The following is a 26,814-nucleotide window of genomic DNA, read 5'->3' as shown; positions in this document are numbered from 1 at the left end:
GCAGCGCCTCACCATGAACAAGGCGCTGCATCAGTGCCTCATCGAGCTACAAGGGCCAACGCGCGTACGCCTCTTCAGTCAAGCGTTTGATAAGGGCAGTTTCATGCGCTTCCAGGAGCACTTTCAACGCATGGGACTGTTCAAGATACGTCAGCTCATTGATCTCGCCGCTCTCTACCTGTAATTCGTACTGCTCCATAGCAGGACGTTGAGCATCTACCAACGCCCTGAATCGCATGAAGTATGTCTGGCGCAGATAATCCTGCCAGAACACCTGATCTGCCAGAGATTGCACCAGTTGCTCGGTGGACTCGGAAGACAGGATCTCAACCCTGGCACTGTTGATGTCCTGCGCCGTCACGAAAGATTCCTGCTCGTAATGCATGCGCACAGGTTGAGCCGGCAGTTGCAGCGGCCCGGCCAGTCTCACCCGGTATGCCAGATAGGTTTCGATATCGTCGATCCGCTCAAGATTGCCAGGTACATTCGCGTTAACCTGCCGGAGCCACGCCAGCTTGCGTGCGGCAATCCTGTCCACCTGTTGCAAGCGAAACAGCGAACGCCCCAGCCTCATCAAAGCGGCCTCGCTTTGCATCTGGGCGAGGCCCGCCGTCTGCAGGTGAACCAGCACACGAGTCTCCATCTGACTGAACAACCACAGCAACCTGTCTTCGCAACTGGCTATACCGCCTGCCTGCTCGAATAAAAGCTCGCGCAACTCGCTGTTCTGCTCGCATGCCTCGATGATGTGCCACACCCTGGCCCGGTAGTCCGCCGGATATTTCAAGTAATCCGGCGACCGTGCGAAGTCACGAAGGAAGTTGAAAAAGTCATCCGAGCCCGCCTCACTGCGCACGTTGCTCCACAGCATTTCGCGTTCGGCGCGCAACACGCCTTTGGTGCCCGTCAACCACTCCTTCAACTCGGCTTGCAGTACAGGATGATGCCGATAGTAAGGACTGTGCCTGACATCATGACCAGAAGCACTCGACGGACCCGGTTGCTCGTCCAGCAATGCCTCGCTGGCTTCATCCAGCGGATTATCGTGCAGCGCCATCTGCTGCAAACGAACCCTCAACCCTTCGAGGTCGCGATTGACCTGCCGAATGCTGTTATCCCGCAGGTCGGCGATCCCTCGCCAGGGCACTTGCTGAACATCGCCAGGCACTTGCTCGAGTTCTGCCGCACGCATGCCCAACTGACGCACGTTCAACAAACGCCTCACCTCGGGAGGGTTACCCAACGGGTTGTAATTAAGTTCGATCCTTTCCAGGTTGTGCAGCGCATTGATGCGTTGGCTGTCCGCCGGCGTCAGGACTATCTGGTTATTATCGAGCCGCAAGAGGCGCAGTTCGGTCAGATGCTCCAGACCTTGCGGGATGGACAGCAGTCGATTGCTGCGCAGGTCAAGCTCCACAAGGTTAGGGAAACGCTCCAGGAAATCGGTATCGACACTCTGCAGATCCATGTCGCGCAGCGCCAGGCGTGTCACATGCCCGAAGGTAATGCCCGCCGGCAAATCGGGCAGGCTACCCACGCGCTCACCGCTGATCTCCAGTGCGTAGCTGCCATCGTTCCGTAGCCGTAACTTGCGCCGCCAGCAGCGTCGTAGCGTGTTGACTACCCTGCTGCGCCTTAGAAGATCCAATAGGTTTGTGTACCCGGCTCTCCAGTTCGTCAATGCTGAACGCAATGCCATCCATTGCTGATACAACGCTTCGTAATGCGACCACGGATCGACCTGCTCGCTAATCAGATTGAGCATGTACTGCTGCAATTGCGTATCGTCCAGGGTTGGATAAACCTGCAAAATGCCGCGCCTGGCCGCCTGCCCCCTGGTTTCCCCTCGACCACTGAGCGGGTAGCCAAGACGACCATCGGCAAAGCGCAGGGGAGGACGGACACCACCGGAGATCGGCACTTGGCCTATGAGCCTTGATGCCAGGTCCCGGTGCACCCGCACGTGGCCTGCCAGCCGATCGACCAGTTGCTGCTCGCCCAGCATGGCATTGCCCAGGATGATCTTCTGCTGGTCGTCCATGCACAACAGCAGCGCGTGCATCAGGCTGTTGGTGGGCGCTGCAGGGGTACGAGGATGCACCGCCTGATCATGGATGCTGTAGGTCTGCTCGCCTCGCACGATGCATACCACCTCCTGCGCTGCCTCTGCGCCCGCCTGCGCCAGCAAGGTACCTTGTGCTGAGACGGCACGAAGCTCGATACGCAACGCTTCAGGCCAGGGCGCAAGCTCATGGATCAAACCGATCGCCAGTCTTTCAGTATCGCCATTGACTGCCTGCCATTGACGCAAACCGGCACAGGCGCGATCCAGCCGGCTGTCATGCAGGAACCAACGGATTCGTTCAGCCATTGCCAGCGGAACCCGTCCGCTTGAGCGCAGTTGTTCGAGAAGCTGATTGTCGACTTGCTTGCGTATCTCCTTCGCCCCTCGCACCGAAAGCCCAGGGAAGGATCGCCGCATCAAGGCATCCTCTACTTCCTCGGCCTCCTGGGCTGCAGCGACCAACAATTCAAAGGCCTCCGCCTCCATGGCTGGGTGCAGGACGTGCAGGCGGTAACGGTCGAAAGCATCCCGCAACCGTGCAGGCGCCGGGGCGTGCTCCACGTGCAGCTGGCGTAGCCGCGCCTCGTCAAAACCGGTGCAGTCCAGCACGGCAGTCGCTTCTTCAGGTGTCATTTCAAAAAATGCCGCTGCCAGACGCCGCAAGAGTTGCAGCTCCCCCGTCCACTCCTGAGGCAGTTCCAGCGCATGTCGCCACGCGCCGCTGCCGTTGCGCCGGAGCAACGGTCGGTATGCCTGTTCACGCGTTGGGTGACGGATGACCAGGTCCTTGCCATCCTGCGAACGCGCCATCTGGAAAGCGCCTTCGTGAAACTGCACTTGAGTACGCCCCAGGTAGCCCTCGCCTTGCACCACCGACACGCCAGGCGGTTGTTCGATCTGGTAAGGCGCCATGTCCAGGGAGCAGAGCCTCAACCGCCCAGCGTCGAGCAGCACGGGAGCCAGCTTTTTCACAACGGCTGCCCCAGCCCCCACTGCCGCGCCCACCGCCAGGTTTTCCGCAACCGCGAACACATGCCCCAGGGCAGCCTCGCGATCCCCCAGCTGCCAATCCTGATAGCCTTCATAGACTTCGTCGGCGACCTGAAGTGCAGCAACACCCAGCATCAGCTCTCCCAGGACGGGTATGAACAGCCCAGCCAGGCCCAGCAGCGTCAGGCCTGCATTTTCATAGCTGGCGAGACGCCGGCTACGAGCGGCGGCATCTTCATCTTTGGTCGGTACCGCCAGCACCCTAGCGTCGTCGAGAATCTTGTCGATGTGCTGCGAACGCAGATGGGCAAACAACGGTTTGTCCAACGCAAAATTACGCCCGTCGAGTTCCAGCGTCACGCCTGCCGCAGTCTTGGCCTGCAGGTGCTCAAGAGCTGTGCTGAAGGCCATACGCTCACGCTCACCAATAAATCGCATGAAGAACGTTGCATAGCTTGTTTCGCGCAAGCGCAGCCCCAAATCCCCGTAGAGCGCGGCCCAGGAGGCATGCTGGCGAACAGGCCGGTCAGCATCGCCCGGAATCCAGACGATAAGACCGGCGGGGGTGGTCCCACCCTGCTCACGCCACTCGACCACCACCACACCCTGGATGCACTTGCCCAGCAGGAACAGCTGCCTGCAGGTGAGCAGCGTCGTATCGGCCGGCACAATCGGCTTTGCCGCAACTACCCTGAGCATCTGCAAATAACTGCGCTCATCGATGTCGGCTCTGACAAAGGCAACACGCACTGCCGCCTCCAAGGCCGTGCGCTGTGCTTCTTCAAACACTACCTCGACCTCGCGTCGGGCATCTCCTGGCGGGTCACCCGCCTTGTCAGCTGGCAGCAAATGCTGGCGCAGCAGGCCTTGATAACGGCCGCCCAGGTCCAACGAATGACAGAGCTTTGCGAACAGCACAAACGAAACAGACAGCCTGGCGCCCGACGGAGCCTCCAGCTGTCGACGAATACGCGGCCTGGTTACGATTTCATCCTCGGCAAAGTTGTGCATCGCCGCCGACAGCAGCGGTATGGAGTTTGTACGCACCGTCCTCTCGATCGGCGGCAAAGGAAAGATGCTGGGATAGGACCTGCGCACCACGGTACACAACTGCGCCGTTCGTACATCGACATGGATGTTGTGCTCCTTGTACAGCGCCTCTTCCAGCAGCGGAGCGCAAAACGCTATCAAGTCGGGAATCCCGCTCAACAGCCGCTTCAACTGCTCGGCACTTTGCTGCTGCTGAATCAAGGAAAGGTGAAGTGCCTCTCGTGCCTCGCCAGATGCATTCTTGAGCCAATCAGGCAACTGCTTGGCGATCAAGGCTTCTATCGAGTCGGGTGGCAGGTCGTGTTCAGGGGAGTCGATCATGGGTTGCCTCTCCATTTCTTGAGAAGCGACCAAGAAGCCTGATACGGACCTCAACTAAGTATTAATTAAATAGCACTAGCATTTTGCCCAAGAAGATTCGTTCGGATTACCGAACGAATTGGCAGCGATTCATTCGGAGATTCGGACAAAAATCTGTTACATGACAACCGCTAAACTATTGATCGCCAGCTTCTACGGGGCGTTATGATCAGAATCAGAGCTTGGCACGACTCATGCTCTACACTTGGAAGCCGAATGCACCGCTTCATGCTGTATTCGTTGAACGAAAGAGTCCGCCAACGGCTCCATAAAAAAAACAAACACGTCGAGGAAAATTTGATGCGTATCGTTCGTCAATTGCTGGGCGCCGCCATCGCGGCCGCTGTCATCGCTTCGCCCGCCATGGCCGAGGAGCTGACCGGCACCCTGAAGAAGATCAAGGATTCGGGCACCATCACCCTGGGGCACCGAGACTCCTCCATTCCATTTTCCTACCTGGCAGGCAAGCCGGAACCTGTGGGCTACTCCCACGACATCCAGCTGGCCGTGGTCGACGCCCTGAAGAAGCAACTGGGCACCGACATCAAGGTCAAGTACAACCTGGTCACCTCCCAGACCCGCATCCCGCTGGTGCAGAACGGCACCGTGGACCTGGAGTGCGGCTCCACCACCAACAACGTCGAACGCCAGCAGCAAGTCGGCTTCTCGGTCGGTATCTTTGAAGTCGGTACCCGCCTGCTGACCAAGGTCAAGGACGGTCAGCCTTCCTACAAGGACTTCCCGGACCTGGCTGGCAAGAACGTGGTAACCACCGCCGGTACCACCTCCGAGCGCATCCTCAAGGCGATGAACGCCGACAAGCAGATGAAGATGAACGTGATTTCCGCCAAGGACCACGGTGAAGCCTTCAACATGCTCGAAAGCGGCCGCGCCGTGGCCTTCATGATGGACGACGCCCTGCTCGCTGGCGAAATGGCCAAGGCCCGCAATCCTAAAGACTGGGTCATTACCGGTACTCCACAGTCGTACGAAATCTACGGCTGCATGGTGCGCAAGGATGACGCGGCATTCAAGAAAGCGGTCGATGACGCCATCGTTGGCTACTTCAAGTCGGGCGAAGTCAACAAGAGCTACGACAAGTGGTTCACCCAGCCAATCCCGCCAAAAGGCCTCAATCTGAACTTCCAGATGAGCGACGAGCTGAAGAAACTGATCGCCGAGCCGACCGACAAGGCCGCGGACGAGAAGAAGTCCTGATCCTCAGCCAATAGTGGCCTGGTGCGCATCCGCACGCGATTGAACCCACAGGCCACGCTTTAGTGTCTACCCTTTCATCCGAGGGCGTTCAACGCCCTCGGATGCTCGAAGGTGCCCGTGAAACAACCGTCTGAGGGGAAATCCCGATGAATTACAACTGGGACTGGGGCGTGTTCTTCAAGTCCACCGGCGTGGGAAGCGAGACCTATCTGGACTGGTACATCACCGGTCTGGGCTGGACCATCGCCATCTCGATCACCGCCTGGATCATCGCATTGCTGCTGGGGTCGGTCCTCGGCGTCATGCGTACCGTACCGAACCGTCTGGTATCGGGCATCGCCACCGCCTACGTGGAGCTGTTCCGCAACGTGCCGCTGCTGGTGCAGCTGTTCATCTGGTACTTCCTGGTGCCGGACCTGCTGCCCGAAGGCCTGCAGGAATGGTTCAAGCAGGACCTCAACCCGACCACCTCGGCGCTGATCAGCGTGGTGATCTGCCTGGGCCTGTTCACCGCCGCCCGCGTCTGCGAGCAGGTGCGCACCGGCATTCAGGCGCTGCCTCGCGGCCAGGAAGCCGCCGCCCGCGCCATGGGCTTCAGCCTGCCGCAGATCTACAACAACGTACTGCTGCCGCAAGCCTACCGGATCATCATTCCGCCGCTCACCTCGGAATTCCTGAACGTGTTCAAGAACTCCTCGGTGGCCTCGCTGATCGGCCTGATGGAGCTGCTGGCACAGACCAAGCAGACCGCCGAATTCTCGGCCAACCTGTTCGAGGCCTTCACCTTGGCCACGCTGATCTACTTCACCCTCAACATGGGCCTGATGCTGCTGATGCGCATGGTCGAGAAGAAAGTTGCCGTGCCTGGCCTGATCTCCGTGGGGGGCAAGTAAATGGACATGGATTTCAGCGAAATCATCCCGGCCCTGCCTGCCTTGTGGGACGGCATGATCATGACCCTGCAACTGATGGTCATGGGCATTGTCGGCGGCATCGTGCTGGGTACCATCCTGGCACTGATGCGCCTGTCGTCGAGCAAGCTGCTGTCACGTTTGGCTGGTGCCTACGTCAACTACTTCCGCTCGATCCCGCTGCTGCTGGTCATCACCTGGTTCTACCTGGCAGTGCCGTTCGTGCTGCGCTGGATCACCGGCGAGGACACCCCGGTGGGTGCCTTCACCTCGTGCGTGGTGGCGTTCATGATGTTCGAGGCCGCCTACTTCTGCGAAATCGTCCGTGCCGGCGTGCAGTCGATCTCCAAGGGCCAGATGGGCGCCGCCCAGGCCCTGGGCATGAACTACAGCCAGACCATGCGCCTGATCATCCTGCCCCAGGCCTTCCGCAAGATGACCCCGCTGCTGCTGCAGCAGAGCATCATCCTGTTCCAGGACACATCGCTGGTGTACACCGTGGGCCTGGTGGACTTCCTCAACTCGGCACGCTCCAACGGCGACATCATCGGGCGCTCCCATGAGTTCCTGATCTTCGCCGGGGTCGTCTACTTCCTCATCAGCTTCTCCGCTTCGTGGCTGGTCAAGCGCCTGCAAAAAAGGATCACCGTATGATTTCCATCAAGAACGTCAACAAGTGGTACGGCGACTTCCAGGTACTGACCGACTGCAGCACCGAGGTCAAGAAAGGTGAAGTGGTGGTGGTGTGCGGCCCATCGGGCTCGGGCAAATCCACCCTGATCAAGTGCGTCAACGCGCTGGAGCCGTTCCAGAAAGGCGACATCGTGGTCGATGGCACCTCGATCGCCGACCCCAAGACCAACCTGCCCAAGCTGCGTTCGCGGGTGGGCATGGTGTTCCAGCATTTCGAGCTGTTCCCGCACCTGACCATCACCGAGAACCTGACCATCGCCCAGCGCAAGGTGCTTGGCCGCAGCGAGGCAGAAGCCACCAAGAAAGGCCTGGCCCTGCTCGAGCGTGTCGGCCTCAGTGCGCACGCCAAGAAGCACCCCGGGCAGCTCTCGGGCGGCCAGCAGCAGCGCGTGGCGATCGCCCGCGCACTGGCCATGGACCCGATCGTCATGCTGTTCGACGAACCGACCTCGGCGCTGGACCCGGAAATGGTCAGCGAAGTACTGGATGTGATGGTGCAACTGGCCAACGAAGGCATGACCATGATGTGCGTGACCCACGAAATGGGCTTCGCCCGCAAGGTCGCCAACCGGGTCATTTTCATGGACAAGGGCAGCATCATCGAAGACTGCACCAAGGAAGAGTTCTTCGGCGACCAGGGTGCCCGTGACCAACGCACGCAGCACTTCCTCAGCAAGATCCTGCAACACTAAGTCGGCCACCGTTTCCGCTGCCCCGGGGCTCTCCGGGCAGCGGATGCTGGTCGTGACAAGGCCACTGTGATGAAATGCGATCCCTCGCTACTTCGCCCTGCCAAGCCCGCCGTGAAATCCCGCCTGATCCGTCAACTGCTGCTGCCGCCACTGATCATCCTGCTGATGGTCGGCCTGGGCCTGGCCGGCTTCCTGATCAGCGAGAGCAACGGCATCCGCACCCTCAGCGAAAACGGCGAGCGCGCGCTCGAACTGCATGCACGCACGGTCGAAAGCGAAATCAGCAAGTACACCTACCTGCCGAGCCTGCTGGAGCTGGAAGACAGCGTCTCGCAGCTGCTCACCGACCCTGATGGCGCCAACCGGCAAGCCGTCAACGAATACCTCGAAGGCCTGAACCGGCGCAGCCGCAGCCGGGCTATCTTCGTCCTCGACACCAACGGCCGGGTACAGGCCAGCAGCAACTGGCGCGATGCCGACTCGTTCCTCGGTGAAGACCTGTCGTTCCGTGCCTATTTCCAGAGCGCCGTGCGCGGCGAGCCGGGCCGGTTCTACGGCATCGGCAGCACCACCGGCGAGGCAGGCTACTACCTCGCTCACGGCCTTGAAGAGCACGGCAAGATCATCGGCGTGGCGGTGATCAAGGTGCGCCTGGACACCCTCGAAGAGCGCTGGCAGCGCGCCCGGCTAGAAGCCTTCGTCAGTGACGAGAATGGCATCATCATCCTTTCCAGCGACCCGGCGCGGCGCCTGAAATCAGTGCGCCCACTGACCCCGCAGATCAAAGAACGGCTGGCGCGCAGCCTGCAATACTACTGGTGGCCGCTGAACGAGTTGCAGCCGCTGGCGCGGGAAACCCTGGCCGATGGCGTGGAAAAACTGACCTTCCCGGCCAACGCCGAAACCGCCCAGGGCAAGCCCCACGAAGTGAGCTACCTGGCGCAGACCCGGCGCCTGGCCGACACGCCCTGGCACTTTACCCTGCTCACCCCACTGCAGGACCTGCGCCGCGAATCCATGGTGCAGGGCATCCTGGTCAGCGTGGCCTTCGCCCTGCTGACGATCCTCGGTATCGCCTGGAACGAGCGGCGCAAGGTCGTTGCCACGCGCCTGGCCGCCCGCGAAGCACTGGAAGAAGCCAACAGCCAGCTGGAACGGCGCATCGCCGACCGCACGGCCGACCTGCGCGCCAGCAACGAACGTCTCAAGGGCCAGATTCGTGAACGCCGGCATGCCGAACAGACCTTGCGCCATGCCCAGGACGAACTGGTCCAGGCCGGCAAGCTGGCAGCGATCGGGCAGATGTCCACCAGCATCGCCCATGAGCTGAACCAGCCCCTGGCGGCACTGCGGACCTTGTCCGGCAACACCGTGCGCTTCCTCGAACGCGGTGCGCTGGATACCGCCAGCACCAACCTGCGTACCATGAACGACCTGATCGACCGCATGGGCCGCATCACCGCCAGCCTGCGCTCATTCGCCCGGCGCGGCGACGACAGCGGCCAGGCGTCGTTGGCCAAGGCCGTGGAGGCGTCCCTGCAGGTGCTGAGCAACCGCATTTCCGGGTGCCATCTGCAACTGCACAGCCAGTTCGAAGACCATCAACTGGCTATCGACCAGACCCGCCTGGAACAAATCCTGGTCAACCTGATCGGTAACGCGCTCGATGCCATGGCTACCCAACCGCTGCCCGAACTGTGGCTGGAAGGTGAGCTGTCGGGTGATAAATACCGCCTGCGGGTACGCGACAACGGCCACGGCATCGACGCCGAAACCCGCAAGCACCTGTTCGAACCCTTCTTCACCACCAAACCGGGCGAACACGGCCTGGGCCTGGGGCTGACCCTGTCGGCGAGCCTTGCCGCCGCCGCCAAAGGCAGCCTGAACGTCGAGCACCCCGCCACCGGCGGCACGGCCTTCGTCCTCGCCCTCCCCCTGGTCACGCCCCCCAGCGAATCGGCAGAGCAACCATGAACCAAGCGCCACTTACCGTTCTGATCGTCGAAGACGACCCGCATGTGCTGCTCGGCTGCCAGCAGGCGCTGGCCCTGGAAGACATCGCCTGCGAGGGGGTCGGCAGTGCCGAACAGGCCCTTGAGCGCATCGGCGATGATTTTGCCGGGATCGTCGTCAGCGACATCCGCTTGCCCGGCATCGATGGCCTGGAGCTGCTCAACCGCCTCAAGGCGCGCGACCGCAGCCTGCCTGTGGTGCTGATCACCGGCCACGGCGATATCGACATGGCCGTGGGTGCCATGCGCAATGGCGCTTACGACTTCATGGAAAAGCCCTTCTCTCCCGAGCGCCTGGTCGATGTGGTACGCCGTGCGCTGGAGCAACGTGGGCTGTCTCGCGAAGTGGTGGCCCTGCGCCGGCAGCTGGCCGAGCAGAGCAGCCTGGAGGGGCGCATCATCGGTCGCTCGCCAGCCATGGAGCACCTGCGCGAACTGATCGCCAACGTCGCCGATACCTCGGCCAACGTGCTGATCGAAGGTGAAACCGGCACCGGCAAGGAGCTGGTCGCCCGCTGCCTGCACGACTTCAGCCGGCGCCAGGCACAGCCATTCGTGGCGCTGAACTGTGGTGGCCTGCCGGAAAACCTGTTCGAGAGCGAGATCTTCGGCCACGAAGCCAACGCTTTCACCGGGGCCGGCAAGCGCCGCATCGGCAAGATCGAACACGCCAACGGTGGCACGCTGTTCCTCGACGAAGTGGAAAGCATGCCGGTTAACCTGCAGATCAAGCTGTTGCGCGTGCTGCAGGAACGCACCTTGGAGCGCCTGGGCTCGAACCAGAGCATCGCGGTGGATTGCCGGGTGATCGCAGCCACCAAATCCGACCTCGACGCGCTCGGCCAGACAGGGCAGTTCCGCAGCGACCTGTATTACCGCCTGAACGTGGTGACCCTTGAGCTACCGCCGCTGCGTGAACGCCGCGAGGACATCCTGCAACTGTTCGAGCACTTCTTGCAGCAGTCGGCGCTGCGTTTCGACCGCGAGGCGCCGACGCTGGACAGCCATACCTTATCGCGCCTGATGGCCCACGACTGGCCGGGCAACGTGCGCGAGCTGCGTAATGTGGCGGAGCGTTATGCCTTAGGGTTGCCAGCGTTCAAGAAGGGGCCAAGCAGCGGTGCAAGCCAGGGGGTTGGATTTGCCGAGGCGGTTGAAGCGTTCGAGCGCAACCTGCTCAGCGATGCCCTGCAGCGGACCGGTGGCAACCTGAGCCAGGCCAGCCAAGAGTTGGGGATGGCCAAGACCACGCTGTTCGACAAGGTCAAGAAATATGGGCTCGGCTGATGGAGCAGCGTCGCCTGCTTCGCGGGTAAACCCGCTCCCAAAGGGCTAGTGCCTTGCCTGCGGCTTGTACAGCACCTGTGGGAGCGGGTTTACCCGCGAAGCAGGCGACGCCGATTCAAAGCCCGGCGATATGGGTGACATCCTGCCGGTGCGATTGCAGATAAGGCAGCACCGCTGCCAGCAAGGGTGCCTTGAACGGCTCCTGGAAGCGGTGCGCCAACCCTGGGATCAAGCGCAACTGGCTCCCCTGGATATGCGCCGCCAGGTGTACGCCGTGCATCACCGGCAATAGCGGATCAGCCGTGCCATGCACCACGAGCGTCGGCACCCGCAACCCGTTCAGCAACTGCACCCTGCTCGGCTCAGCCAGGATCGCCATGATCTGGCGCTTCGCACCATCGGGGTTGAACGCCCGGTCATACGCCACCGCCGCCTGCTGCAGCAGCACAGCCCGGTCATCGTGTACTTGCGGGCTGCCCAACGCCGCCAGCAGGTCAGCCTGCTGCTCGATGGCAACTTCGCGGTTTGGTGCACTGCGCCGCGCCAGCAACTGCACCAGCGCGGGGGCCGGCGCCGGCAGCCCTGCCGCGCCCGAGCTGGACATCACCAGTGTCAGGCTGCGAACCCGCTCAGGGGCCATGGCCGCCAGGTGCTGGGCGATCATCCCGCCCATGCTCACGCCCAGCACATGGAACTGGTGAATGCCCAGCGCATCCATCAGTTGCAGGCCATCGTTCGCCATATCGGTCAGGGTATAAGGCGCGGCGACAGGCAGGCCCAGCTTGTAGCGCAACAGCTCGACAGTGAGGTTGGCCGACGGCGGCAGCTGGTTCCAGCGTGACAGGCCGACATCGCGATTGTCATAGCGGATGACCCTAAAGCCCTGGCGGCACAACGCCTCGACAACATCGTCCGGCCAGTGGATGAGTTGCCCGCCCAGGCCCATGACCAGCAGCAAGGCTGGGTCACGAGGCGCGCCGACGCTCTGATAGACCAGGCTCAGTTCACCGATTTCGGCACGTTGCACCGGCACATGGGCGTCACAACGCGAGTCGGCGAAGCTGGCCGAAGCGTTGAACACGAGAAAGAAAAACAGCAGAAAAGCCCGCATGAAAGAAACACCAGAATGCAGATCCCCAGTAGAGCGCGAGTCTGATGAATTTAATTCGGGCGCGCTGCCACAGTTCAGTGACAGTTTGATGAACCCTGCCGAGCGGTGCGGCGCATGGTCCAGTCGACAGCCTGGGGCAACATGAGCGAAACTCAACTCATTCCCTGTTTCCTCAAATTATTCTCTCGGAGTCAGCCGTGCTGGAGATCCGCCACCTGAAAACCCTTCATGCCCTGCGCGAGGCCGACAGCCTGGTGGAGGCCGCCGAGCGCCTGCACCTGACCCAGTCGGCGCTGTCACACCAGTTCAAGGAACTGGAAGAGCGCCTGGGCCTGCCGCTGTTCGTGCGCAAGACCAAGCCGATCCGCTTCACCAGCGCCGGGCTGCGCCTGCTGCAACTGGCCGATGCCACCCTGCCGCTGCTGCGCGGCGCCGAACGCGACATCGCCCGGCTGGCTGGCGGCACCGCAGGGCGTCTGCATATGGCCATCGAGTGCCATAGCTGCTTCCAATGGCTGATGCCAACCATCGACCAGTTCCGCGATGCCTGGCCGGAAGTGGAACTGGACCTGGCCTCAGGCTTCGCCTTCGCCCCATTGCCGGCGCTGGCCCGTGGCGACCTCGACCTGGTGGTGACCTCCGACCCGCTGGACCTGGCCGGTATCACCTACGTGCCGTTGTTCACCTACGAAGCCATGCTCGCCGTGGCCAACCAGCATCCGCTGGCCAGCAAGCCGTACATCGTGCCCCAGGACCTGCTCGACCAGACTCTGATCACCTACCCAGTGGAGCGGGACCGCCTGGACATCTTCACCCGTTTCCTGGAGCCGGCCGACATCGAGCCGGCCGCCGTGCGCACGTCCGAGCTGACCGTGATGATGATGCAGCTGGTAGCCAGCGGCCGCGGCGTCTGCGGCATGCCGCACTGGGCGCTGCACGAGTACAGCTCGCGCGGCTACGTGAAAGGCAAGCGCCTGGGCGAGAAAGGCCTGTTCGCCACGCTGTATGCGGCCGTGCGCACCGACATGCTTGACGCGCCTTACATGCGTGACTTCCTGCTGACCGCGAAGGATACCTCGTTCGCCACCCTCGACGGGGTCAGCGCGGTACGCTGACGGCCTGGCGGTACAAAGGCAGGATCAGGTCGCGGGTAAGCGGCGCCAGCTCCAAAGTTGCAGCCTGATCGGCGGCCAGCCACCGCACTTCTTCGATTTCTGCCGCCGGGGCTACGGCCTCGGCGCTGTCGACGCGGAACAGTTCGGCCTGCACCTGGAAGCCCGGCTCGTTAGCAGCCGGCGCGCTGAACTGGCCCAGGTGTACCGCCCGCTCCGGGTCAATCTGCAGCCCCAGCTCTTCGTGCAGTTCACGCACCAGCGCCTGAACCGGCGACTCACCCGCATCGATCTTGCCACCCGGTTGCATGAAAGCCTGGGTACCGCGCTTGCGCACCAGCAGGGTGCGACCTTGCGGGTCGATCAGCAGGGCTGCGGCGATGCGGATGATGTTGGGCATGGGTGTGCTCGCTGGAAAATGACACAGTCTACAGAAGATCAACGACGAACGGCCCCTTGCCAACCCGCCGTTCACCCGCCATAACCAACACATGAACCTGCCAGCCCACCAGCACCCGGTGCTCGAGCTGTTCCACCCGGCCGTCGGCACCTGGTTCCGCCGCCACTTTGCCACGGTCACCGACGCCCAGGCCCGTGCCTGGCCGCTGATCCATGCAGGACAGTCGCTGCTGCTTGCCGCACCGACCGGTTCGGGGAAGACCTTGAGCGCCTTTCTCGCCGTGCTCGACGAACTGTTCCGCGAAGGCCTGGAGCATGACGGCGAACTACCTGCGCACACCCAGGTGGTCTACGTGTCGCCGCTCAAGGCGCTGTCCAATGACATCCGTCTGAACTTGCAGGCCCCGCTTGAAGGCATCAGCAAGGCCGTTGAAGACCAAGGCCTGAAAGCACCGCGTATCACCACTGCCGTGCGCACTGGCGATACCCCGCAGAAAGAGCGTGCGGCAATGCGCAAGCGGGCACCGCATATTCTGGTGACCACCCCCGAATCGCTGTACGTGCTGATGGGCTCGGCGTCCGGCCGCGAAGGCCTGGCCAGCGTGCACACGGTGATCGTCGACGAGATCCACGCCCTGGCCGGCAACAAGCGAGGCGCCCATCTGGCGCTGACCCTTGAGCGATTGCAGGCCTTGTGCGGGCGGCAGCTGCGACGCATCGGTTTGTCCGCCACCCAACGTCCGGTGGAGCGCGTGGCGCAGTTCCTGGTCGGCCAGCAACGCCCGTGCGCGGTCATCGATGTTGGCCATGCGCGCCAGCGCGACCTCGCCATCGAAGTGCCCCCGGTGCCGCTCGGCGCGGTCATGGCCACGGATGTCTGGGGCCTGGTCTACGACCGCCTCGCCACCTTGGCCCGGGAGCATCGCACCACGCTGGTGTTCGTCAACACCCGGCGCCTGGCCGAACGCATTACCCGCCATCTCAGTGACCGTCTGGGCAAGGAGGCAGTGGCCGCGCACCATGGCAGCCTGGCCAAGGAACTGCGCCTGGATGCCGAACAACGTTTGAAAAGCGGCCAGTTGCAGGTGCTGGTGGCCACCGCCTCGCTGGAACTGGGCATCGACATCGGCGATGTCGAACTGGTCTGCCAGATCGAATCACCCGGCTCGATCGCCGCCTTCCTGCAACGTGTCGGGCGCTCCGGGCACCAGGTCGATGGCATCCCCAAGGGGCGACTGTTCGCGACCTCGCGAGACGACCTGATCGAATGCGTGGCCTTGCTCGACTGCATCCGCCTTGGTGAACTCGACGAACTGCACATCGCCAATGCCCCCCTGGATGTACTGGCCCAGCAGATCGTTGCCGAAGCCAGCAACCAGGCCTGGCAGGAACTGGCATTGTTCGACTGCCTGCGCCAGGCCACGCCTTATGCCGCTCTCGACCCTGAGCACTACCAGGCATTGCTGCGCATGCTCGCCGAAGGCTACAACGGCCGCCAGGGCGTGCGCAGCGCCTACCTGCATCGCGATGCGGTCAGCGGCACCTTGCGTGGGCGCCGGGGCAGCCAGCTGGCCGCGCTGACCAGCGGCGGCACCATCCCCGAAACCGCCGACTATGCCGTGCTGCTCGAACCGCAGGCGCTGAACATCGGCAGCGTCAACGAAGACTTCGCCGTGGAGAGCATCGCGGGCGATATCTTCCAGCTGGGCAATGCGTCTTACCGCATTCTACGGGTCGAGGCCGGCCGGGTACGGGTCGAAGACGCTCAGGGCCTGCCACCGACCATTCCGTTCTGGCTTGGCGAAGCACCAGGGCGCAGCGATGAACTGTCCGCTGCTGTCGCGCGCCTGCAGGCAGGCATCGACGAACAGCTTGGGCTGAATGAGGGGAACCCTGCAGCAGTACTGCAGTGGCTGCAGAACACGTTTGAATTGAGCGAAGCCAGCGCCAGCCAGTTGCTCGATTATCTGGGCCGCACCCGCGAAGTGCTGGGCGCCCTGCCCTCACAGCAGACGTTGGTGATGGAGCGCTTCTTCGACGAGTCCGGCGGTACTCAACTGATCATCCATTCGCCCTATGGCAGCCGCATCAACCGCGCCTGGGGCCTGGCCCTGCGCAAGCGCTTCTGCCGCACGTTCAACTTCGAGTTGCAGGCAGCGGCCAGCGAAGATGCCATCGTGCTGTCACTGTCGACCAGCCACAGTTTCGAACTGGATGAGGTCTGGCGCTACCTCAACAGCCGCACCGCTGAACAGATCCTTATCCAGGCCATGCTTGATGCGCCGCTGTTCGGCGTGCGCTGGCGCTGGAACGCAGGTGTGGCCATGGCCCTGCCGCGCTTCGTCGGCGGGCGCAAGGTGGCACCGCAGATCCAGCGCATGAAGAGCGAGGACCTGATTGCCGCCGTGTTCCCTGACCAGATCGCCTGCCTGGAGAACATCGTCGGCGAGCGGCAGATCCCCGATCACCCGCTGGTCGAGCAGACACTCGATGACTGCCTGCACGAGGCCATGGACAGCGAAGGTTGGCTGGCCCTGCTACGGCGTATGGAAAGCGGCCAGGTGCGCCTGTTGTGCCGCGATCTGCCAGCGCCTTCACCACTGGCCTCGGCCATCCTCAACGCCAGGCCATACGCGTTCCTCGATGACGCCCCCTTGGAAGAGCGACGTACCCAGGCGGTGCTCAACCGGCGCTGGAACGAAGTACACAGCGGCGATGACATGGGCGCTCTGGATGCCGACGCGATTGCCGCCGTGCAGGCCGAAGCATGGCCGCAGCCGGGCAATGCCGATGAAATGCACGAGGCGCTGATGAGCCTGGGTGCCGTCAGCCATGATGAAGTCCAGGCCAACACCAGCTGGGACCTGCTGCTGCGCCAGCTGGCGAAAGCTGGGCGTGCTCTGCGCCTTGTAGATCAGAAACTCTGGCTGGCGCGCGAGCGCCTGAACCTGCTGCAAATGCTGTATCCCGCAGCGCGCCAGGAGCCCGCGTTGGAAGTACTGCCCGGCTTCGACCACCCCATCGACCCCGACAGCGCACTGAGTGAATTACTGCGCGCCCGCCTGAGTGGCCATGGCCCGCTGACCGTGGCACAGATTGCCGCGCCACTGGGCAAACCTGCAGTGCAGGTCGAGCAGGCGCTGGCCCGCCTGGAAGCCGAAGGCTATGTGTTGCGCGGCCACTTCAGCCCAGGGGCAGCAGACCTGCAATGGTGCGAACGCCACCTGCTGGCACGCATTCATCGCTACACGGTGAAACGCCTGCGCCGAGAGATCGAACCGGTCAGCCTGCAGGATTTCATGCGTTTTCTGTTCGACTGGCAGCACCTGGCCCCAGATGAGCGCCTGCGTGGCCCAGAAGCGGTAGCCGAAGTGCTGGGCCAGTTGCAGGGTTTTCCCAGTGCTGCCGGCGCCTGGGAAGCGGAACTGCTGCCCGCACGCATCAAGGACTACAGCCCGCACTGGCTGGATGATGCCTGCCGCAGCGGGCAGTTTGCGTGGAGCCGGCTGGCCGCGACGGTGGCGAGCAATACCTTGTCGAGCACGCCGCTGGTGCTGCTGCCACGCGAGCACATGGGCCAATGGCGCAGCCTCGCCCCAGAGCCTGCCCGGGAAGCCCTTGGCGGGCGAGCGCAACGCGTGATTGAGGCACTGCAAACGCAGGGTGCATTGTTCTTCGACGAACTGACCATCGAAGCTCACCTGTTGCCTAGCGAGTTGGAGACGGCATTGCAGGAACTGGTCGGTGCCGGGTTGGTGGGCGCTGACAGTTTCGCCGGGCTGCGCAGCCTGATCACCCCGGCGGCGAAGCGTACATCGCGCAACAGCCGCCGCGGTCACCCGCCGCTGTCCAGCAGCATGGCCCATGCCGGGCGCTGGGCGTTGCTGCGCAGGGGCAGCGCCAGCGTCGACGAGGGCCAGCGCACCGAGCACATCGCCCGCGCCCTGCTACGGCGCTATGGGGTGATCTGCTGGCGGCTGCTGGAACGGGAAAGCGATGTATTGCCGCCCTGGCGTGAACTGCTGCGCTGCTATCACCGGCTGGAGGCCCGTGGCGAGATTCGTGGCGGGCGTTTCATTGCCGGGTTGGCAGGTGAGCAGTTCGCCTTGCCGGAGGCGGTCGGCTTGCTGAGGCAAGTGCGGCGGCGAGCCTTGGAAGAGGTGCTGGTAGTAGTGAGCGCAAGCGACCCGCTGAACTTGATCGGGTCGCTGCTGCCCGGGGCAAAAGTGCCTGCCGTTGGTGGCAACCGGCTGCTGTATCGCGACGGCGTGCCAGTGGCGGCGCGGGTGGCTGGGCGATACAGCTATCTGGTGGATGCCTCGACGCAGGAGCAAGCGAGCTGGAAGGAGAGACTGCTGCGTTCGCCGACAGGCTTTTAGCGCCTGTGAAATCGAGCGCCGCCCGCGCGGCGCATCGCGAATGAATCCGCTCCTACAGTTTGTTGCAACGTGGCCATGCCTGTGAGGCCATGCGTATCAGCCGGTTTGCAAGACTCAAGACATGCGCCAAGGCAGGTGAGCATGGCGTTACAGGTTCGGCGCGTTGCAACAAACTGTAGGAGCGGATTCATCCGCGATGCACCGCGCGGGTGGCGCTCGATCTCCCGGGCACCGAAACCTTATCGGCGAACACTCCCAGGCGAGAATGATTTTCGCTACCCCGATTTTGATTTGCACTGCCACACAAGTTGGCTATGGTCGGGGTTTGCCCCAGGCCCTGAGCCTGACCGCGCCATCGCAAGGATCCTGTATGAGCCTGTCACTTCTCAGCCGCTATGCCTTCTTCGCCGCCTGTGTGCTGTTCACCCTGGCGAGCCTGCCGTACCTCCACCACGAATGGCTGTGGCCGTTCACCCTGACCACCGGCGTGCTCAGCCTGATCGGGCTGTTCGATCTGCTGCAGCAACGCCATGCAGTGCGTCGCAACTACCCGATCCTCGGCAACATCCGCTACCTGGTCGAGGGCATTCGCCCGGAAATCCGCCAATACCTGCTGGAGGCCGACAGCGACGCCCTGCCCTTCTCCCGCGCCCAACGCTCGTTGGTGTATGCCCGGGCCAAGAACGAAGCCTCGGACAAGCCCTTCGGCACCCTGATTGACGTCTATGAGTCGGGTTTCGAGTTCATCGGCCACTCCATGCGCCCGGCGCCACTGACCGACCCGGCAAGCTTCCGGGTCATCGTCGGCGGCCCGCAGTGCAGCCAGCCGTACTCGGCGTCGATCTTCAACATCTCGGCCATGAGCTTCGGCTCGCTCAGCGCCAACGCCATTCGCGCCCTGAACAAAGGCGCCAAGCTGGGCAACTTCCACCACGACACCGGCGAAGGCAGCATCAGCCCCTACCACCGTGAAAACGGCGGCGACCTGGTCTGGGAACTGGGCAGCGGCTACTTCGGCTGCCGCACCGCCGATGGGCGTTTCGACCCCGAACGCTTCGCTGCCCAGGCCCGCACCCCACAGGTGCGGATGATCGAGATCAAGATGAGCCAGGGCGCCAAGCCCGGCCACGGCGGCATCCTGCCCAAGCACAAGGTGACCCAGGAGATCGCCGAAACCCGCGGCGTGCTGATGGGCGAGGACTGCATCTCGCCATCGCGCCACAGCGCCTTCTCCACGCCGATCGAGATGATGCATTTCATTGCCCAGCTACGTGAGTTGTCCGGCGGCAAACCGGTTGGCTTCAAGTTCTGCCTCGGCCACCCGTGGGAGTTCATGGGCATCGCCAAGGCCATGCTGGAAACCGGCATCCTGCCGGACTTCATAGTCGTCGACGGCAAGGAGGGCGGCACCGGTGCCGCACCGGTGGAATTCACCGACCACATCGGCGTGCCGCTGCGCGAAGGGCTGCTGTTCGTGCACAACACCCTGGTCGGCCTGAACCTGCGCGACAAGATCAAGCTCGGTGCCAGCGGCAAGATCGTCAGCGCCTTCGACATCGCCAGCGTGCTGGCCATCGGCGCCGACTGGGCCAACTCGGCGCGCGGCTTCATGTTCGCCATCGGCTGCATCCAGTCGCAGAGCTGCCACACCAACAAGTGCCCGACCGGCGTGGCCACGCAAGACCCACTGCGCCAGCGCGCCCTGGTGGTGCCGGACAAGGCCCAGCGGGTGCTGAACTTCCACCACAACACTTTGCGGGCGCTGGCCGAAATGCTGGCGGCAGCGGGCCTGGAGCATCCGGCGCAGCTGGAGGCCAAGCACCTGGTTCGGCGTGTGTCAGCCACCGAGATCAAGCTGTTCTCGCAGATGCATGTGTTCCTCAAGCCGGGCGAGTTGCTCACTGGCGAGGTCGATGGGCAATTCTATTCGCGCATGTGGCAGATGGCGCGGGCCGACAGCTTCGAACCGCAAGCCGCCTGAACGTAGTCGCTATCAATTGATGGATGGGGTGGGTTCGAAAAGCAGACCTCGTGAACGGTCTGATCGCCTGCTCCTCATTGGATACCGGCACGATCAGCGAAGTATCCATCTACGCTTCTTCGTGAAGCCCATTGCGAAAATACAAAAGCCTGCGGCAAGGTGGCCACACAGAACAGCCCGACCCTCAACGGTGGTGGCCCAGCCACGGGGGGCGGTGAGGTACCCAGTATCGCACTGAGGCTACCCATCCCCGCCACGAGCGCGCAGTAGCGTATGAATGAAACGGGCACCCTGAAGGTGAACCGGGCGTTGGCGATTAACGAAGTCAGGTGAAGCACGACAAGGGGACCACTGACAGAAATGCCAGTTGACTGATGGCAAAGGGAACCGCCTGATGCACCAGACGATCTTCTCTGAAACCTCCAGACCAGGGCACTGATCATGAACAACGGCCGCGACCTTCGAATCGACTTCTTCCGTGGCGTGGCTCTGGTGTTCATCTTCTGGGACCACATCCCCGACAACCCGCTGGGCAACATCACCGTGCGCAATATCGGCTTCAGCGATGCGGCGGAGATCTTCGTGTTCCTCGCAGGCTACGCGGCCGTGCTGGCCTACGGCAAGGTCGCCCGGCGCGATGGCTGGCTGGTGGCGAGCATGCGCATCCTGCGCAGGGTCTGGGTGTTGTACGTGGCGCATATCTTTCTGCTGGCGCTGCTGATGGGGATGGTGTTTGTTGCCAACCATCATGCCCAGCGGGACATGGTCGAGGGCATGGGGCTCAGCTACTTCCTCCACGACCCTCAGCAGGCGCTAGTGGACGAGTTGATGCTGCGCTTCAAGCCCAACCTGATGGACCCGCTACCGCTGTACATTCTGCTGTTGCTGGGGTTGCCGCTGCTGCTTCCACTGCTGATGCAGCGCATGGCGCTGGCGGTGGGCTTATCGCTGGGGTTCTACGCGCTGGTGCAGGTATTCAAGTGGAACCTGCCGGCTCAGGAAGGTGGAGTCTGGTATTTCAACCCGCTTGCCTGGCAACTGCTGTTCGTACTCGGTGGTGCAGCCGCCGTGCATGGGCAGCGCCGACCGTCAGCCCCCGCACCAGTTGCATGGCGCCAGCCATTGTTCGTGGGCACCGCGACTATCGTCCTGATCAGCGCACTGGTCACCCTGTCCTGGCGCTGGACGGCACTGCACGATGTGCTGATCCCGCGCTGGCTGGGCGAGTGGCTGTACCCGATCGACAAGACCAACCTGTCGCCATTGCGGTTGGTGCAGTTTCTGGCGCTGGCCTATTGCACCGCCAGGCTGGTGCCCTGCGGCCCATGGCTGGGCGGTTGGGTGGCACGGCAGAGTTGCAGGATGGGGCGCTATTCGCTGGAAGTGTTCTGCCTGGGGGTGTTGCTGGCGCCGATGGCGGACATGTTCAATGCCATGGGCGGGGATCGCTGGCCAGTGCAGTTGCTGACCGCGCTGGGCGGGCTGCTGGCCATGCTGTTGCTGGCGGGGTGGCTGGAATGGAACAAACAGTTGGGGCAGCCCATCGTGGCACCCGTAATCGCAGGACAAGGGGCTGCCTAGCAGCCCCTCATTCACATCAGGAAACCGGGCTGACGATGCCTTGCTCCTGCTTTGGCGCAAGGCGGAACGCGTAATACAGCACGGTCAGCAGTATCAGGAACGCCGGGCCGATGTACAGCGCCACGCGGGTATCCTCGAAGTACGCCATCAGGCCCACCACCAGCACCAGGAAAGCCAGGGCCAGATACGAGCTCAACGGCCACAGCCACATGCGGTATTTCAACGCCTTTTGCTCGGTAGACGACAGGCCAGCGCGGAACTTGATCTGCGCCAGCAGGATCATCACCCAGGTCCAGATCGCGCCGAAGGTGGCAATCGAGGTTACCCAGACGAACACCTTCTCCGGCACCAGGTAGTTGGCCAGCACGCCCAGCAGCAGCGCACCGATCGACAGCAGCAGCGCATTGCGCGGCACGCCGTTTTTCGAGGTGCGGGCAAAGGCGGCCGGCGCCTGGCCATTCTGCGCCAGGCTGTAGAGCATGCGCCCGGTGCTGAAGATGCCGCCGTTGCACGACGACAGCGCAGCGGTAATTACCACGAAGTTGATGATGCCGGCGGCAGTCTTGATGCCCAGACGCTCGAAGGTCATGACGAACGGGCTGCCCTGGCTGCCAATGCCGTCCCACGGGTAGATCGACAGGATCACGAACAACGCGCCGACGTAGAACAGCAGAATGCGCCAGAATACCGAGCCGATGGCCTGGGGGATGGTTTTCTGTGGGTTGCGTGCTTCGCCGGCGGTGAGGCCGATCATTTCCACGCCCAGGTAGGCGAACATCACCATCTGCAGCGACATCAGCACGCCAGTCACGCCATTGGGCATGAAACCGCCGTTGCTCCAGAGGTTGGAGATCCCCAGGGCGACCCCATCATTGCCGAAGCCAAACGCGATCACGCCGATGCCACCGATGACCATGGCGATGATGGTGACGATCTTGATCAGGGCGAACCAGAATTCGAATTCGCCAAACGCCTTCACGGTCGCCAGGTTGACCGCGCCCATACTGCCCAGTGCCGCCAGGGCCCAGATCCAGCGTGGAACGTCGGGGAACCAGATGCCCATGTAGATGGCCACGGCGGTAATTTCCGCGACGCAGGTCACCAGCCACAGGAACCAGTAGTTCCAGCCAGTGAGGAAGCCCGCCAGCGGGCCAAGGTAATCCTGGGCATAGCGGCTGAACGAGCCAGCGACCGGGTTGTGCACGGCCATCTCGCCGAGGGCACGCATGATCACCAGAATCGCCAGGCCACCAATGATGTAGGACAACATGATCGCGGGGCCGGCCATTTCGATGGCTTTGGCCGAACCGAGGAAAAGACCGACGCCGATACAGGCGCCCAGCGCCATCAGACGAATGTGCCGTTCGCCCAGCTCGCGCTTGAGCGGGCCGCCCTCGACGGGCTCGGCAGGGGCAGGATGGTTGCCGACTGGCATAGCAATACAACCTCATTTTGTTATTGGATTTGACCTTCGTGCAGCGCCGGCCATGCCGATAGGCGTGGCGTTGGCTTGCCAGGCTGGCCTTGTGGGCCGGCCCGTGTGCCGGTCCAGAGCGGTCGGCAGGGCGAAGGGCCGAGCAGTATAGGAAGTCCGTTACAGGGGTTTTCGCTGTATAAACAGGGAAATTCAGCGAGTTTTTCGGCCTGCTGCTGCGCCACCCCGATTCCAATGTCACCCTAACAACATCACTGCAGGAATAAACCCACACCAAAGCCGCATAGCCCTACGCCACTTTTCTCGGCTTCCTACAATTTTTTCACCTGCTCCCGTCAACGTCTAAGCTTCAGACAAGCAAGACGAAAACACCTGGCCGGATAGAAGACTATGGGCGCACTGTGGCAATCGGAACCAACCAGAACGGAAGCACCTGAAGCACCGCCGGCCAAGACGCCACAACCGCAGCCCCCCCGTCAGCGCAGGCTCTGGTGGCGGCTGATTTTCCTGATCCTGCTGGTAGCACTGATTGCCATCGGTTTCGCCGCCTACGACGAGTTCCGCACCTCCAACCTGCAGTCGCGTGAATTCAGCAAGCTGGCCACCACCCTGACCTATTCGCTGCAGCCAGGGCCGAGCGATGCGATCGTCTATCCGGGCGACGGGCCGTTCGACAAGCGCCTGGGCTACAGCGGGCTGGGCGAGTTCCTGCCGCGCCTGCTGAAACGCGACTACCTGATCAGCGAACAGGTGCAGTTCTCCCCGGCCCTGATGAGCTACGTCGATCACGGGCTGTTCGCCCCCTACATCGAGAAGATCCAGGCCGGCCTGTCGATCACCGACTGCCGCGGCGACACGCTGTACCAGTACAACTACCCGCAGCACCTTTACCCAGATTTCGCCTCCATCCCGCCGGTGATGGTCAACAGCCTGTTGTTCATCGAAAACCGCGACCTGCTCGATAGCAAGGACGTGAAAAACAACCCGGCCGTCGACTGGCCGCGCTTTGCCAAGGCCGCCTACAGCCAGGTCGCCAAGTACCTGGCCCTGCCCGGCCAGTCTGCCGGTGGCAGTACCCTCGCCACCCAGCTGGAGAAGTACCGCCACTCACCAGATGGCCTGACCGTCAATGGTGCCGAGAAGATCCGTCAGATGATCTCGGCCAGCGTGCGAGCCTACCAGGGCGGCCCTGACACCAGCGAAGCGCGCCACCGCATCGTGCGTGATTACCTCAACAGCGTGCCGCTGTCGGCTGTGCCCGGGCATGGCGAAGTGCATGGCATGGCCGAAGGCCTGCGGGTGTGGTACGGCGCCGATTTCGATCAGGTCAACCAGGCGCTGACCTCGACTGCCACTGACCCTGAGAGCATGGCCGCACGCGGCCTGGCGCTGCGCCAGGTGCTGTCGCTGATGATCGCCCAGCGTCGCCCTTCGCATTACCTGTCCAAAGGCCGCGTCGAACTGGCCGAGCTCACCGATTCGCACATCCGCGTGCTGGCAGCCAGCAAGATCATCGACCAACCGCTGGCCGATGCGGCGCTGGCCAGCAAGGCGGTGTACCGCGACTGGGTAGCGCAACCGACCATCGTGCCGATCATCACCAACAAGGGCATCAGCCTGGCACGCAACCGCCTCGCGGCCATGCTCAACCGCCCGCTGTACGACCTTGACCGGCTCGACGTGTCTGCCACCAGCACCCTGCAGGCCGACCTGCAGTTGCAGGTCAGCCAGTACCTGAAGAACCTTGCCGACCCAGAATTCGCTGCGCAGATGGGCCTGATCGGCGAACGCCTGCTCACCTCCAAGACCACCGACCAGGTGAGCTACAGCTTCACCCTATTCGAACGCACCGCCGATGGCTCGCGGGTACGTGTACAGACCGACAGCACCAACCAGCCCTTCGACATCAACGAAGGCAGCAAGCTGGAACTGGGCTCGACCGCCAAGCTGCGGGTGCTCACGACTTACCTGGAGATCATCGCCGAACTGCACGACAAGTACGCCGGCAAACCCGCTGCCGAGCTGAAGAAAGTCGAAGTCGCCGAACTCGACCGCATCACCCAGTGGTCGCTGGAGTGGCTGGCGCAGAACAGCAAGAACCAGAGCCTGGACGCCATGCTCGATGCGGCGCTGGAGCGCAAGTACTCGGCCAACACCGGCGAAGCCTTCTTCACCGGCGGCGGCATGCACGTGTTCAACAACTTCCGCAAGGAGGACAACAACCGCAACCCGACCCTCAAGGATGCCCTGCGCGAGTCAATCAACCTGCCGTTCATCCGCCTGATGCGTGACCTGGTGCGTTACGTCACCTACCAGCAGCCGTTCAATCGCGTACCGCTGCTCAAGGACGACTCCGACCCGCGCCGCCAGGAATACCTTGCCCGCTTCGCCGACAAGGAAGGCACCAGCTACCTGATGCGTTTCTGGAAGAAATACCAGCGCAAGACCTCCCAGCAGCGCCTGGACACCTTCCTCGACAGCATGCGCGCCACCCCGCAGCGCCTGGCTGCAGTGCACCGCTACCTGTTCCCGGAAGCTGGCCAGGAAACCTTCAATGCCTTCGTCCGCGCCCACAGCAAGGACGACAAGATCGCCCTGGGCAAACTCACCGACGGCAAGCTGGCGGAGATGTACGAAGCCTATGGCCCCGGCAAGTACGACCTGCCTGACCAGGGCTACATCGCCAAGGTCCACCCGCTGGACCTGTGGCTGCTGGGCTACCTGTTGAAGCACCCGAGCTCCACGCTCACGGAAATGGTCAACGCCAGCCATTTCGAGCGCCAGGAAGTCTACAGCTGGCTGTTCAAAAGCCGGCACCAGGGTGCGCGTGACAGCCGCATCCGCACCATGGTCGAGATCGAGGCGTTCCTCGATATCCACCAACGCTGGAAACGCGTCGGTTACCCGTTCGACCACCTGGTGCCCTCGCTGGCCACTGCCATTGGCAGCTCCGGCGACCGCCCGGCCGCACTGTCAGAACTGGTCGGCATCATCCAGAACGATGGTGTGCGCCTGCCCACGCTGCGCATCGATACCCTGCACTTCGCCGCCAACACGCCCTACGAGACCAAGCTGGTCAGCGACCCAGACCGTGGTGTGCGGATTCTGCCGGTAGAAGTGGCGCGGGCGCTGAAAGGCGCCATGTCGCAAGTGGTCGATGCCGGTACCGCACGGCGCATCTCCGGCAGCTTCAAGCTCAATGACGGCACGCCGCTGGTAATGGGCGGCAAGACCGGTACCGGTGACAACCGTATCGAAAGCTTCGGCGCTGGCGGCCGCCTGATCGGCTCGCGCTCACTAAACCGCACCGCCACTTTCGTGTTCTTCCTCGGCGACAACCACTTCGGCACCCTGACGGCCTTCGTCCCTGGGCGCTCAGCGGAGGCGTTCAAGTTCACCTCGGCGCTGCCGGTGCAGGTGCTCAAGGGCATGGCGCCGATCCTGATGCCGTACTTGCAGCCGGGCAATCCGAACGAGTGCAAGCCGCCACAGATTGCCATGCATGGCAGCGACTCATCTAAAACGTAGATGATAATCA

The 26,814-nt window shown here is 62.8% G+C and carries 15 protein-coding genes; 11 read left to right on the top strand and 4 right to left on the bottom strand.

Translation table 11 applies throughout. The annotated features are described in order from the left end of the window. Positions 1-46 precede the first annotated feature (46 nt). The gene (locus BUQ73_RS04040; RefSeq protein ID WP_079226773.1) at positions 47-4,426 is read right to left on the bottom strand and encodes an NEL-type E3 ubiquitin ligase domain-containing protein; all 4,380 of its coding nucleotides are present in this window, start codon (positions 4,424-4,426) and stop codon (positions 47-49) included. A gap of 339 nt (positions 4,427-4,765) precedes the next feature. On the opposite strand from BUQ73_RS04040, the gene BUQ73_RS04035 reads away from it, so the two are divergent. The 6 genes from BUQ73_RS04035 to BUQ73_RS04010 all read left to right on the top strand — a co-directional run bounded on the left by BUQ73_RS04035 (position 4,766) and on the right by BUQ73_RS04010 (position 11,278). Continuing rightward, on the top strand, positions 4,766-5,683 hold the full coding sequence (locus BUQ73_RS04035; protein WP_079226772.1) for a glutamate/aspartate ABC transporter substrate-binding protein: 918 nt from the start codon (positions 4,766-4,768) through the stop codon (positions 5,681-5,683). Positions 5,684-5,829: 146 nt separating this feature from the next. Next, entirely contained in the window at positions 5,830-6,576 is a 747-nt protein-coding gene (locus BUQ73_RS04030) for an amino acid ABC transporter permease (protein WP_060484008.1), read from the top strand. Then, on the top strand, positions 6,577-7,248 hold the full coding sequence (locus BUQ73_RS04025) for an amino acid ABC transporter permease (protein WP_079226771.1): 672 nt from the start codon (positions 6,577-6,579) through the stop codon (positions 7,246-7,248). Next, positions 7,245-7,979, top strand: coding sequence for an amino acid ABC transporter ATP-binding protein (locus tag BUQ73_RS04020; protein WP_027918986.1), 735 nt, complete (start codon positions 7,245-7,247; stop codon positions 7,977-7,979). The genes BUQ73_RS04025 and BUQ73_RS04020 overlap by 4 nt, the downstream gene beginning before the upstream one ends. A 69-nt stretch (positions 7,980-8,048) precedes the next feature. Continuing rightward, positions 8,049-9,953, top strand: a complete 1,905-nt coding sequence (locus BUQ73_RS04015) for a sensor histidine kinase (protein ID WP_079226770.1) — start codon at positions 8,049-8,051, stop codon at positions 9,951-9,953. Between the two features lie 47 nt (positions 9,954-10,000). Next, on the top strand, positions 10,001-11,278 hold the full coding sequence (locus BUQ73_RS04010) for a sigma-54-dependent transcriptional regulator (protein WP_237772776.1): 1,278 nt from the start codon (positions 10,001-10,003) through the stop codon (positions 11,276-11,278). A gap of 115 nt (positions 11,279-11,393) precedes the next feature. On the opposite strand, the gene BUQ73_RS04005 is transcribed toward BUQ73_RS04010, so the two are convergent. After that, a complete protein-coding gene (locus BUQ73_RS04005) occupies positions 11,394-12,389 on the bottom strand; it encodes an alpha/beta fold hydrolase (RefSeq protein ID WP_079226768.1) in 996 nt (331 codons plus the stop codon). Between the two features lie 197 nt (positions 12,390-12,586). Between BUQ73_RS04005 and metR the strand changes: the two genes are divergently transcribed. Further along, complete coding sequence (gene metR, locus BUQ73_RS04000) at positions 12,587-13,504, top strand: transcriptional regulator MetR (protein ID WP_003258025.1); 918 nt, start codon at positions 12,587-12,589, stop codon at positions 13,502-13,504. Here the strand turns inward: metR and BUQ73_RS03995 are convergent. Continuing rightward, the gene (locus tag BUQ73_RS03995; RefSeq protein WP_079226767.1) at positions 13,488-13,901 is read right to left on the bottom strand and encodes an NUDIX hydrolase; all 414 of its coding nucleotides are present in this window, start codon (positions 13,899-13,901) and stop codon (positions 13,488-13,490) included. The two genes, metR and BUQ73_RS03995, sit on opposite strands and share 17 nt — an antisense overlap. A 91-nt stretch (positions 13,902-13,992) precedes the next feature. On the opposite strand from BUQ73_RS03995, the gene BUQ73_RS03990 reads away from it, so the two are divergent. The 3 genes from BUQ73_RS03990 to BUQ73_RS03980 all read left to right on the top strand — a co-directional run bounded on the left by BUQ73_RS03990 (position 13,993) and on the right by BUQ73_RS03980 (position 21,841). After that, positions 13,993-18,279: a DEAD/DEAH box helicase gene (locus tag BUQ73_RS03990; RefSeq protein ID WP_079226766.1), complete on the top strand. Its 4,287-nt coding sequence runs from the start codon at positions 13,993-13,995 to the stop codon at positions 18,277-18,279. A gap of 370 nt (positions 18,280-18,649) precedes the next feature. Then, positions 18,650-20,260: an FMN-binding glutamate synthase family protein gene (locus BUQ73_RS03985; protein ID WP_079226765.1), complete on the top strand. Its 1,611-nt coding sequence runs from the start codon at positions 18,650-18,652 to the stop codon at positions 20,258-20,260. Positions 20,261-20,701: 441 nt separating this feature from the next. Beyond that, on the top strand, positions 20,702-21,841 hold the full coding sequence (locus BUQ73_RS03980) for an OpgC domain-containing protein (RefSeq protein WP_079226764.1): 1,140 nt from the start codon (positions 20,702-20,704) through the stop codon (positions 21,839-21,841). 16 nt (positions 21,842-21,857) lie between these two features. Here the strand turns inward: BUQ73_RS03980 and BUQ73_RS03975 are convergent, their stop codons facing one another. Further along, positions 21,858-23,276: an amino acid permease gene (locus BUQ73_RS03975; RefSeq protein ID WP_079226763.1), complete on the bottom strand. Its 1,419-nt coding sequence runs from the start codon at positions 23,274-23,276 to the stop codon at positions 21,858-21,860. A gap of 390 nt (positions 23,277-23,666) precedes the next feature. Here BUQ73_RS03975 and BUQ73_RS03970 point away from each other — a divergent pair, with 390 nt between their 5' ends. Beyond that, positions 23,667-26,804: a transglycosylase domain-containing protein gene (locus tag BUQ73_RS03970; protein ID WP_079226762.1), complete on the top strand. Its 3,138-nt coding sequence runs from the start codon at positions 23,667-23,669 to the stop codon at positions 26,802-26,804. Positions 26,805-26,814 lie beyond the last annotated feature (10 nt).

The sequence above is a fragment of the Pseudomonas putida genome (assembly GCF_002025705.1).
GTDB classification, from domain to species: Bacteria; Pseudomonadota; Gammaproteobacteria; order Pseudomonadales; family Pseudomonadaceae; genus Aquipseudomonas; species Aquipseudomonas putida_J.
Note: the sequence above shows the minus strand (reverse complement) of the source record. Positions and strands in the feature narration are given on the sequence as shown.